This window comes from Acinetobacter sp. BZX-2, from assembly GCF_055179795.1.
This window is the reverse complement of the sequence record NZ_CM143686.1, coordinates 24,343-36,383: the sequence shown is the minus strand read 5'-3', so window position 1 is coordinate 36,383 and position 12,041 is coordinate 24,343. Positions and strand designations below refer to the sequence as shown.

Below are 12,041 nucleotides of genomic sequence, written 5' to 3'. Positions count from 1 at the left end.
TTTATTTTAAGATCGCGCAGAAATGACATATTGCTGTGTCGTTGGCTTAAGTAAGGCATCAAAAATTACAGGTTCATAAAGTGGGTGGATATTAAAAAGAGCTTGGATACTTAAAGACAAGGAACCAACATTGAATTCATCCAATTGCATCTCAACTTTTATTTGTTTTAAGCGTGGTTCATGTGAAACGATTGACTGCTCTATAGACTGACAAATCGTTTGACGATCGGTCGGATTCGCAGTGGATAAACCAACAAAATCAATGATTCCAAATTGTACAATCGACTGCTTTGCCAAATCATATTCATCAATATCTAAATCAAGTTTAGCGATCCGTGTATTGAGTAAGTCTTCTAAATCTCGAGCAATCGATTCCCTCAATTCATGAATTGAAAGACCTTTATCATCTTCAACAATTAGACGATCAAACAGCGTAGACCGAAATCCATATGGGTAAAGTTGATCTAAATTCATAAATTAAATTCTAATGATTTAAAAAGGATAGAAACGCTACCGTCTCTATCCATCTCAGCAAAGAATTATGCAGCGTAAGATGCAGTATTATTTGAAAGAGACCATTTCTTAGTAACGGCACCTTTAGCAGAGCCATTAATATCTTGTTGGTTGTAAGTCCACTCAACTGCAGCATATTTCAAACCAAATGCTTCCGTTGGCACACCTTCTTCATTGACCACTGGAGTTACACTTGAAACCAAAACATGCTTCAACTTGATTTGTAAATATTTGATACGCTTATCGCCATTAGCACGATAAAAATCAATTTGCACTTCATCGAATGTATAACCTGCTGAGCAGGCTTCCCAAAGTTTTGGACTCGTTGCATCCAAATCTTTAACAAAAACCATATCCGAATGCTCAACACGTTCAGCAGTATGACCACCAACACTTGAAGAAGTTGCAGACTTAGGTTGACGGATGTTATGAGACCAAGAATTAACTTCTAACCAATTCTTGTGCTCAGAATCGCGAGACTCACCATCAACTTTATATTTACCTTGGAAGTGAACATAAATATCTTTCATTGGAATTACCCTATTTTTTTAAAGTTATTATTTAGCTGTTCTCTATTTTAATTTGAGGACTGAGGCAACTCAGTAACGAGTCGCAAAGAAACCGACAACTCATCCAGCTGAAAATGTGGTCTTAAAAAAACCACAGACTTGTAGTGCCCTGGCTCAGCAGGATTTTCTACAACTTTGACAGAAGCTTCACGAAGTGGATACTGTGCTTTAGCTTCTTGAGAAGCGCCATCATCAAGTAATACATACTGAGATAACCATTCATTGAGGAATACTTCTACATTCCCAGCTGAAGCAAAACTTCCAACTTTATCTCGCATCATTGCTTTTAGGTAATGAGCGATACGAGAAACAGCCATAATATATTGAATCTGACTCGACAATGATGAGTTTGCATTTGCTGTATCACTGTCATATTTTTTTGGTTTTTGCGTTGATTGCGCGCCAAAAAATGCAGCGTAATCTGTATTTTTACAATGAACTAGAGGAATAAAACCTAAATCACTGAGTTCTTTTTCACGACGATCTGTAATCGCGATTTCTGTTGGACACTTAAATACAACTTCGCCATCATTGGTCTTAAATGTGTGGACTGGTAAACCTTCAACCATGCCACCACCTTCTACACCACGAATTGCAGCACACCAACCATGCATATCAAAAGCATTGGTTAGACGTGTGCCAAAAGCGTAAGCTGCATTCATCCATAGATATTCATCATGGTTTTCACCAGAAACTTCTTCGACAAAATTGAAGCCTTCGGTTGACCAACCCTCTTTAGGATCATAAGGCAAACGTCCCAGTACACGTGGCATGGTCAAAGCGACATAACGAGCATCATCACTTTCACGGAATGAACGCCATTGCGCATATTCAGCAGTTTCAAATACTTTAGATACATCACGCGGGCGATCAATATCCGTAAAAGACTCTAGTCCTAACATATTACTGCTTGCCGCAGAAATAAAAGGTGCATGTGAAGCAGCTGCGACATGTGAAATTTGTTCTAAGAGGTACATATCAGATGGTGTACGGTCAAACTCAAAATCACCAATCAAAGTTGCATATGGCGCACCACCAAAAGAACCATATTCTTCTTCATAAATTTTCTTAAACAAGGTGCTTTGATCAAAATCAGTTGCGCCTTGAAAATCTTTTACCAACTCTTTTTTTGTCGTATTTAACATACGAATTTTAATTAAAGGGTTTGATGGAGACTCCTGACAAAAGTAATGTAAACCACGCCAAGTCGATTCAATTTTCTGAAATTGTTCATGATGCATGATTTTACTCAGTTGAGTCGAAATCAAAGCATCTATTTCAGCAATCCGCTTATCAATAGACAAAGACATATTTTCTGAAACAGTAATTGTTCCAGCCATGACTTCTTTTGCTAATTCACCAATTAAGTTTCTAGCGCGGGCATGCTCTTCATCATTTCTTGCAATTCGACTGCGTTCAACAATTGAATCCAGTAAATTTACTTCTTCGGCAACAACATTAGGGGTTGAGTTGGTTTGTAAATTATTCATTTTCAGAACCCACCTCAGCACTTAATTTGCGTATCTGATCTGTATTTTGTAATACCTCATCTAGCAAATCCTCCAAACGTTCACTATTCGAAATTTTATTTCTTAAATCGGTTAAACGCCCACGTGCCTCAACCAGCTTTTTCAAAGGTTCTACTTGCTGTACAACTTGCTCAGGTCTAAAATCTTCCATTGCTTTGAAGGTTAGATCGACAGACATATATCCACCGTCTTCAGTCAATGTATTGGCAACTTGATACGCAGCGCGAGGAGACAAAGACTCCATGACTTCATCAATGTTATCAAGATCCACATTGACAAATTTCTTATCTTTAAGCTTGGTTTTTTCTAATTCAGATGCAGCAGAAAAATCACCTAACACCCCGACAACAAAGGGTAATTCTTTGACTTCTTTACCATCACCAATTTCAACATCATAGGTAAGTTGAACGCGTGGTGGTCTGATTCGTTGTAATTTCTTTTGTACACTTTCACGTTTAGACATTTTTTATCCTTGACCAAGTATGAGTTGAATTTTTAATTCTTTATAATTTTCCAAATGGATTTTGATTGGTTGAGTTCGTTGTTGATTTAGACTTCACCGACGTTTTAGATTTTGCAGGTACTGCTACTTTACGTACGGATTTTGTAGAACGAGTTGATCGAACTGGCCGAGTTGATTTACTCGTTTTCACAGTCGTCGTACTTACTTCTTGTTGCTTCTCGATCAAAACACTTGATGGGGCTGCTTGTTTGATTGCATCAGAAAGACTTTTTGCAACAGGGTAAGTCCCATCCTCTGACAAATAACGCATTTCGTTATTTCTCATTTTATTCAATGCATCATGAGCCAAACCAATACCAGATAAAAGCTTCACATCTGTCAGCTCATTACTTTGTATGTTCTGTGTTTCCAAATAACTCACTACTTGGATTGCTTTATTATTTTTACCCATTTGTTGAAATTTCTGTGCTGCTAAAATCAGAATGCTGTTCTTATTATCTTTATTTTTTTTATCACAAAGTTGTGAATAAATTGATAAAAGCTCAGGATTAGATTCACCAACCACTTCTGGATAATCCTTTAAACATGACTTTTTAAGCTTTATTTCATCTCCAGCATGGCTCAAACTTGTAACAGATGCCATGAAAACGAAACCACACAAAATTAACTTTTTCAAAATCCAACCTCAATATTTTCTTGATTCACTTTTCTGAATATAGCTACGTTTCTTTGATAGATTAGAGTTTAATTTTCAAAAATCTTAACTGTTTATAATTTAGAAAATTTTAATAATAAGACTAAAGAATCAAAACCATGTCAAGTTTGTTTTTTAATTCTCATTATAATTTACTAATTTATATGGATATTTTTTTTATTTATTAAATCTAAATAACATCAACCTTCACAAATCTTTTTTTTTATGTAAAATATTTAATATATATTTTAACAAAATAAATAAGTATTTGATTTTAATATACTAATTTAAAATACAAATTAAAGTACATGTGATTAAACACATATTACTGAGAGATTAAAGATGACAGATTTAAAGGTTTTAATTAAGAAACTATCGACTCCTTCGCGGACTTCTCTAGAACAATCTGCCAACTTGTGTGTAACTCATCACAATTTTGAAATTGAGATTGAGCATTTTTTTGTCAAATTACTAGAACAACACCCCATTAATGATATTGAAATTTAACTTAATAAATACAACATTTCCAAAGATGCTCTATTATCAGATTTATTGGAATGTATTTCTCAATTGCCGAAAGGAAATACTCGAACTCCCATTTTTTCAAAATCTATCGTTCGACTGCTAGAACAAGCATGGCTCTTAGCTTCAGCAGAACAAAATCCGTTAATTCGAAGTAGTCATTTACTGGTTGCGCTATTAATCTCCTCGGATCTTTATCAAATTGCTATCCGTGCATCAAAGCTATTTGATCTATTTCCTATCGATACGATGAAACATAAGTTTCTCGATATTTGTAGTAAAAGTTCTGAAAATATTCCACCTGTAAACAGCCATGTTGAGCCAAATTTGGATCAACATTTGAACTCTGTGGATCGTCTAGCTTCTTTACAAAAAACACCTGCTCTTGATCAATTTACCATTAACCTGACAAAAAAAGCGTTAGATGGTGGAATCGATCCTGTCATTGGTCGTGAGTATGAAATTCGTCTAATGCTCGATATTTTAATGCGACGTCGTCAAAACAATCCTATTTTGACTGGTGAACCAGGGGTCGGAAAGACAGCTGTGGTAGAAGGATTAGCATTAAAGATTTCACAAAATCAGGTGCCTGATGCTTTAAAAAATGTGCAAATTCATTCTCTCGATATGGGTTTATTACAAGCTGGGGCGAGCGTCAAAGGCGAATTCGAAAACCGTTTAAAACAGGTTATTCAGGAAGTACAGCAATCCGTTCACCCGATTATTCTCTTTATAGATGAAGCGCATACGATGATTGGTGCAGGAGGACAAGCTGGGCAAAATGATGCAGCAAATCTTTTAAAACCAGCACTCGCACGTGGCGAATTGCGTACAATTGCAGCAACGACTTGGGCTGAATATAAACAATATTTTGAAAAAGATGCCGCTTTAAGCCGTCGTTTCCAAGTGGTTAAAGTTGAAGAGCCAACTGAAAAAGTCGCGATTGATATGCTTCGTGCCATGATTCCAGCCATGGAAAATCATTTCAATTTACGTATCGATGATGAAGCAATTATCACAGCTGTTCACGCGTCTCACCGCTATATTAGTGGACGCCAACTTCCTGACAAGGCAATTAGTGTTTTAGACACTGCCGCAGCACGAGTCGCGCTCACGCAGAATGCTCAACCTGTAAAACTAGATCAACTCAAAGCACAGCAACATAATTTAATTTTAGAACTCAATATTTTAGAAAATGAACAACATTACAATCCGATCCATACAGATCGATTAGAGCTATTAAATTTATCTTTGGAAACCCTTAATCGAGATATTAAAAATACCGAACAACAATGGCAAAAAGAACTCGCTTTAGTACAAAAAATTCAAGAACTTGAAAATCTTGAAAACGCTCATGAACAATCAATAAAAACAGAAATCCACACCCTTCGAGATCAATTAATTTCATTTCAAAATCAAGATGCTTTAGTTTTTGAACGAGTAAATGCACAGATTATCAATGAAATTATCTCCGACTGGACTGGTATCCCAGTCGGCAAAATGGTTCATGATGAAATTAAACACGTTTTAAGTTTAGAAGATAAACTTGAACAACGTGTAATGGGGCAAGACTATGCGTTACATCAATTGGTGCAAGGTATTAAAACAGCAAAAGCACGTTTAGAAGATCCCAATAAACCCCAAGGTGTATTCATGTTAGTTGGTCCAAGTGGGGTCGGTAAAACAGAAACAGCACTTGCACTTGCCAATGAACTCTATGGTGGAGAATCACATTTAATTACGATTAATATGTCTGAATACCAAGAGGCTCATACTGTTTCATCTCTGAAAGGAGCACCTCCTGGATATGTCGGCTATGGGCAAGGCGGCGTGTTGACTGAGGCTGTTCGACGTAATCCATATAGTGTTGTTTTATTGGATGAAATTGAAAAAGCACACAGTGATGTTCAAGAGTTATTTTATCAAGTTTTTGATAGAGGGATGCTTGAAGATGGCGAAGGACGCATCATAGACTTTAAAAATACCACCATATTACTCACTTCAAATACTGGTTCAACAGCCATTATGCAAGCTTGTATTAACCAACCTTTAGATGAGTGGCCAAGTGCAGAACAGTTGATTGAACAACTCAAACCTAGCTTATATAAACAGTTTAAACCTGCGTTTCTTGGCCGTATGCGAATCGTTCCTTATTACCCTTTGCACGATGATCTTTTGGTTCGGATTATTGACCATAAATTAAGAAAAATCACCGACCGTTTAAAGCATCAATATGAAACTCAAGTTACTTATAATGATGATTTAATTGAACTTATACTGAGTCGTTGCATTGAAGTTGATAGTGGTGCACGTAACATTGACAATATTTTAAATGCCTCTGTTCTCCCTGCTTTAGCCACGGAAATATTGGTTGCATTAGCTGAACAAAAAATACCGAAAACCATTCATATAGATGTAAATGACGATCAAATTACCTATCTTTTGGATCCTGAACCTAAGCAAGTAAAGAAAAAAACAGCGAAGAAATCAAAAGCTGTAGAAGCATAAGTATTTTTAATGAGCATAAAAATGGATATAAATTTAGAAGCTTTACTTGAGCCAATTTCAAATGACTCCCCTTGCGGTGAAGATTTATCATTTTCTACAGAATTTCATGAAATTAAGAAAGCAAGAATTCATGATGATCCGCTGTTAGATCAGGGAGATTGGGTTTCTGAACATAAACAAGCAGATTGGTCGTTTATTGCTGAAAAATCAGTACAATTACTCACCACCAAAACCAAAGATATCCGTTTATTAACATGGTTAACAGAAGCTTGGTCTAATGTTTATGGCTTCGAAGGTTTAGTAAAAGGACTTGAACTATGCCATAAAATGTTAGAACAATTTTGGCTGAAAATTCATCCTGAAATTGAAGATGATGACCTCGACCAACGCTTAGGTCTATTACAAGGTTTTACCTCGCAACTCCCAAAGCTGATCAAAAGTGTACCCTTAATTAATATTCAGCCTTTTTATTCTCTAGCTCAATATGAAAAACTTTTACATACACAAAATAATCGACGTAAACAAGCCGAAGATACGGAAAGCGTTGAAGCTTCTTTAGAATTAGAGCAATTCAATCAAGCTTTATTCAATACATCTCGGGATTTTCAGTACCAACATTTTCAATATTTTAAAGAGATACTGGAACACTGGAACATTATCAAGCAAGTTTTAGATTCACTGATGGAACTTGAAGCACCCAGCTTTGCAGCCATAGATTCTCAGCTTGAAGATATTCAAATGAATCTCAAAAAAATTTATAAAGCAGATTTATTTAGTACAAATTTGAGTGTATCGAATATCGAAGTAACTGTACCGCCATCTGTTCCAATCACTCCGAGTACGGATCCATCTAGTATTAATCAAACAAAATCTTTTCAGCCTCAACCGCAAAGCCATGTGCAAAATCGTGAACAAGCAATGCAAGTTTTACAAGACATCGCTGATTATTTTCAAACCAATGAACCACATAGCCCCGTAAGTTATATGCTACAGAAAACGATTAAATGGAGTCAGATGCCATTACATGAATGGCTTGCTCAAGTGATTAAAAATGAAAATCCCCTTGAATCTATTCAAGAATTATTGGGGTCAAATCAAAATAATGAATCTTCAGAATGGTAACCATTAATGTTTAAAGCCGAAAAAGTGCTTTGGGGTGAAGGCTTATTTTTAAGACCACAACACTTCCAACTACAAGATACTTATCAAGAACAACGATTAAACCATACAATTCGTTCAACTGTTCCTTATCCTTATGGTATTAAAAATATACGCTTTGACGAAACGCAACTGAGCACACATATTTTAGCATTAGAACAAATTGATATGATTTGGCAAGATGGGGAAATCTACCAAGCGCCAGCTAAAGATTTGCTTCCTAATCCCATTCTATTGGATGAATTAAATTTACGTGGTGAAATGCTCATTTACTTGGCACTTCCTATTTTGCAACCGAACAGAAAAAATCTTTCAGATGACCAAAATAAACAACCGACCCGCTATCATTCTTATCTCAACGAAATACACGACCTCTATACAGATGCGACGCCTACGGAAATTACGCTTCTAAAACGTTGTACCGAGTTTAAGCTATTTGATACTCAAACTGAGCCTAATCAGGATTTAAATGGTTTTTTATATTTAAACATTGGTAAGATTAGACGACTAAGTTCTGGTCATTTTGAAATTGATTCAAAATTTATTCCACCAATCTTGCATATTCAATCCAATGAAACATTACTGGCTAATCTCAAGCGGACATTAAACGTTATTCGAGCAAAAATTCAGACAATTCAATCAAATAATCGTGAAAATGAGCAAAAACTTATCGAATTCCGTTCTGGTGATATTGTATCTTTTTGGTTAGTTAATGCATTAAATACAGCTCATGCGACATTGAATCATCTATTACAAAATCCTCAAATCCATCCAGAAAAATTATTTTTTGAATTATTACGTTTAACTGGCTCTTTGCTGACATTTTCAACTGCCTATGAGGTAGAGAATTTACCGCAATACCAACACCATAATCTTCAAAATAGTTTTAGCCAGCTAGATAAAATCCTAAGAGAATTATTAGATACGATTATTTCCAGTCGTTATATCAGTATTACACTCAAAGAAATTCGTCCATCTTATTGGGTTGGAAGTTTGGAAACAGACAAAATCACAAAGGAAACACGTCTATACATCGCTGTTTCAAGCAGCATGATGCAAACACACGAGCTCATCCAAATCGTTCCGCTTCGCTTTAAAGTTGGAAATACGGTAGATGTGGAACAACGAGTTGTTGCTGCATTACCCGCCATTCCAATTCATCACTTGGTGCAGATTCCGACCGCAATTCCTGTACGTTCAGGGGTGAGTTATTTTGAAATAGAACCCCACCATGAAATGTACCAACGTATGCTCGATTCAGAAACGATTTGTATTTATATTCCCGCTGGTTTCCAAGATATCAGTATCGAACTAATTGCAGTAATGAATGGATAAAATAGAGAATAATAAATGAGTCAAAATAATATCGCCCCATCACTGTTTGATGATGGACAAATTGGAATCGGTTCTTTACCACAACAATCTAAAATTAATCAAACGACTAATTTAGTTGATCTTTTACATGATGGTTTTTATATCGTTTTTCTATTAAGAAACCAATATGTTCCAGATAACGCTGAAAATTTCAAAGAAAAAATTTTAGATTTACTTAATCGTTTTGAGAATCAAGCCAAAAAGCTTCAATTTTCTGCGGAAGACATACATGATGCAAAATATGCGTATTGTGCCTTACTCGATGAAACCATTGTTACACAGCAAGACTCTTCATTTTTTAACCTTCAAAATCAGTGGTTAATTAGCCCATTACAATTAAGTATCTTTGGTTCACAATTAGCAGGCTATCGATTCTTTGAATTTTTAGAAAAAATACGTAGTCGTGGAAAAGAACGATTAGCCTCTTTAGAGGTTTATCATTACTGCTTATTACTTGGGTTCCAAGGCAAATATCGTATTGAGTCAATTGAAAGTTTAAATCATCTCGTTGCACGTATTGGTGATGAAATTGATTTTCTAAAAGGAAAGAAAACTGCATTTTCTCCATTTTCGGCTTTACCTGATCAAATTAAGAATATTATTCACAAAGAGTTGCCTTTTACTTGGATTTTGTTTTTCTTATTACTTTTCGCTTTACTTACATTTTCAGGGTTAAAAATATTACTCAATAAAAATCAAAACACATCCTTGGCAAAATTTAATAATGTAATTTCTACACCAGCCGAACAAGCTCATATTACAATTCACTTGCCTTAATCAGGTAAAACTATGACTCAAGAAAAACAAAACTCGATCCGTATATTACAAAATAAACCAGCTAAAAAAAGCCTGAACAAATCAATTGTTTTTCTGCTTGGTTTATTTATTGGTTTTATTATTTCTTCTATTTTATTTTTAATATTCTTTAACACCAACCAATCGATTAAAGTGGAGGAAAATTCATCTGAAATACTTCACCAAAATGAATCAGAAAAAGTGAATAGCTTTCCTTCTGAGCCGAACCATGAAGATGATGATTCCATAACGTATAGACAGCATGTTAATGAAAAGGATCTAAAGAATCTTTTTAAACATGAAAATAAAAACCTAGATACGAATAGCCTAAACAAAACATCACCATTTGAGCAGATCAATGGATCGGAAAAGAAGAACCTAAAACCAACACAACCTCCTGTTACTAAACCGATTGTAAAAGAGCGGGCTATTGAATCCAAAATAAAAACAATACCTGCTGCAAAGGCTGAAGAAAAACAAATCAGTACTACCAGCCAAGAGCTTGAAGACATAAGTCCCGTAGGTTCTGTTAAGGTTTCAATTGATCGTCGACAAATAGAAAATAAACCATGATTTTTTTAATCATTTTATGCTTTATTTTTTTGGCGTTTTGTTTAGCTTTTTTAATGTCTTATGAACTTAGAAATAAAGCACTAAACTACGTTAAACGACTCCTCCCCCAAGGTAAAAAGAAATTTGTTTCTGCACGAAATTTTGCCGAGCAAATGAATCAAGCAGCTTCAGCCAAACAAACGCAAACCCATTGGCATTTACAACAATGGTGGATCTTGATTGCAGGTTTTTTTTTGCTTTCAAGTATTCTAGTTTTTGCTGTTACACGTCCAGTCGACCCTACCCAGATTGAAGCAGAATATTTAAGAAAGACTGATCCACAAATTTACTCTTTACTGAATGGTGAAGTTTTGAGCCCACCACCTGCAGTAGAAGACAGCTTAATTGATGCAGCAATTGTTCAAGCACAAATATTGGAAAGAGAAGATTCTAATCAAAATCATCAATTTCCAACGATTAGTCCATCAAGTATTGACCATGAAGAGTTTGGAGATCGGCGGAGTAGTTTTGATACGACTATGGTTGACCGTAAATGGGACAAAATGCATCCGAGTTATAAACAACGTTTACTTATGGTTTTTAAAATCATGAAAGAACAACACGGTTATGAAATGGTACTTTTAGAAGGCTATCGTAGCCCTGAACGTCAAACACGATTATCTGGTAATACAGCCACTACTTTGGCAAAGGCCTACCAAAGTTACCATCAATTTGGTTTAGCTGCAGATACTGCCTTTAAAAGAGACGGAAAAGTTGTCATTTCTGAGCGAGATCCATGGGCTTGGAAAGGCTACCAACTTTATGGTGTCGTTGCTGAGTCAGTTGGTTTAACTTGGGGTGGGCGTTGGACAAGAATTCATGACTATGGTCATACTGAATTTCGCATGCCAGGTTTAAGAAAAAATCGTGAATCAGCAGAACGTTTAATTGCTGAAGCACAAGGCCAAGGGCTTATGGGTGAATAATATTAATTTAACTAATTGATTTATATAACTATAAGCAATCAAAAAGTTTGATCCCCTTTCACCCAGATATAATAAGACTGATGTGTAGATATTGCATCGAAATAATTCTTTTGTCGACAACCCCCAAGCAAAAAAAAACACCCCCAACTATCGAGTTGGGGGTGTTTTGAATTTAAAAGCTGGCGATGACTTACTCTCACATGGGTAACCCCACACTACCATCAGCGCTAAGAGGTTTCACTTCTGAGTTCGGGAAGGGATCAGGTGGTTCACTCTTGCTATTGTCGCCAGCAAACTGTTATGGACTTGTTCGGGTCTTATTTAAATGCCTTACTTGGTACCAAATGAGTTTAACAGAACATTTGAGTTGGGTATTGT

Annotated in this window: 10 protein-coding genes, 1 rRNA gene and 1 pseudogene; 6 read left to right on the top strand and 6 right to left on the bottom strand. The window is 35.8% G+C overall.

Annotated features, from left to right (window positions below):
• Positions 1–6: 6 nt before the first annotated feature.
• The 5 genes from tssE to ACY45D_RS00130 form a co-directional block, all read right to left on the bottom strand.
• Positions 7–474 (bottom strand): type VI secretion system baseplate subunit TssE, encoded by a 468-nt coding sequence (gene tssE / locus ACY45D_RS00150; RefSeq protein ID WP_463107926.1) that lies wholly within the window; start codon positions 472–474, stop codon positions 7–9.
• 65 nt (positions 475–539) lie between these two features.
• Positions 540–1,043: an Hcp family type VI secretion system effector gene (locus ACY45D_RS00145; protein WP_089606293.1), complete on the bottom strand. Its 504-nt coding sequence runs from the start codon at positions 1,041–1,043 to the stop codon at positions 540–542.
• 47 nt (positions 1,044–1,090) lie between these two features.
• Positions 1,091–2,572: a type VI secretion system contractile sheath large subunit gene (gene tssC / locus ACY45D_RS00140; RefSeq protein ID WP_463107925.1), complete on the bottom strand. Its 1,482-nt coding sequence runs from the start codon at positions 2,570–2,572 to the stop codon at positions 1,091–1,093.
• Positions 2,565–3,074 (bottom strand): type VI secretion system contractile sheath small subunit, encoded by a 510-nt coding sequence (gene tssB, locus ACY45D_RS00135; RefSeq protein WP_463107924.1) that lies wholly within the window; start codon positions 3,072–3,074, stop codon positions 2,565–2,567. The genes tssC and tssB overlap by 8 nt, the downstream gene beginning before the upstream one ends.
• A 40-nt stretch (positions 3,075–3,114) precedes the next feature.
• Complete coding sequence (locus ACY45D_RS00130) at positions 3,115–3,717, bottom strand: hypothetical protein (protein WP_463107923.1); 603 nt, start codon at positions 3,715–3,717, stop codon at positions 3,115–3,117.
• 393 nt (positions 3,718–4,110) lie between these two features.
• Here ACY45D_RS00130 and tssH point away from each other — a divergent pair.
• The 6 genes and pseudogenes from tssH (at position 4,111) to ACY45D_RS00100 (ending at position 11,663) form a co-directional block, all read left to right on the top strand.
• Positions 4,111–6,798 (top strand): annotated as a pseudogene (tssH, locus tag ACY45D_RS00125) (type VI secretion system ATPase TssH).
• A gap of 21 nt (positions 6,799–6,819) precedes the next feature.
• Positions 6,820–7,920, top strand: coding sequence for a type VI secretion system protein TssA (tssA, locus tag ACY45D_RS00120; protein ID WP_463107922.1), 1,101 nt, complete (start codon positions 6,820–6,822; stop codon positions 7,918–7,920).
• A 6-nt stretch (positions 7,921–7,926) separates the two neighbouring features.
• Positions 7,927–9,291, top strand: a complete 1,365-nt coding sequence (gene tssK / locus ACY45D_RS00115) for a type VI secretion system baseplate subunit TssK (RefSeq protein WP_463107921.1) — start codon at positions 7,927–7,929, stop codon at positions 9,289–9,291.
• Positions 9,292–9,306: 15 nt separating this feature from the next.
• On the top strand, positions 9,307–10,107 hold the full coding sequence (gene icmH / locus ACY45D_RS00110) for a type IVB secretion system protein IcmH/DotU (RefSeq protein WP_463107920.1): 801 nt from the start codon (positions 9,307–9,309) through the stop codon (positions 10,105–10,107).
• A gap of 12 nt (positions 10,108–10,119) precedes the next feature.
• Positions 10,120–10,698, top strand: coding sequence for a hypothetical protein (locus tag ACY45D_RS00105; RefSeq protein WP_463107919.1), 579 nt, complete (start codon positions 10,120–10,122; stop codon positions 10,696–10,698).
• Positions 10,695–11,663 (top strand): M15 family metallopeptidase, encoded by a 969-nt coding sequence (locus tag ACY45D_RS00100; RefSeq protein ID WP_463107918.1) that lies wholly within the window; start codon positions 10,695–10,697, stop codon positions 11,661–11,663. The genes ACY45D_RS00105 and ACY45D_RS00100 overlap by 4 nt, the downstream gene beginning before the upstream one ends.
• 177 nt (positions 11,664–11,840) lie before the next feature.
• On the opposite strand, the gene rrf is transcribed toward ACY45D_RS00100, so the two are convergent.
• Positions 11,841–11,955: ribosomal RNA gene (gene rrf / locus ACY45D_RS00095) — 5S ribosomal RNA — on the bottom strand.
• Positions 11,956–12,041 lie beyond the last annotated feature (86 nt).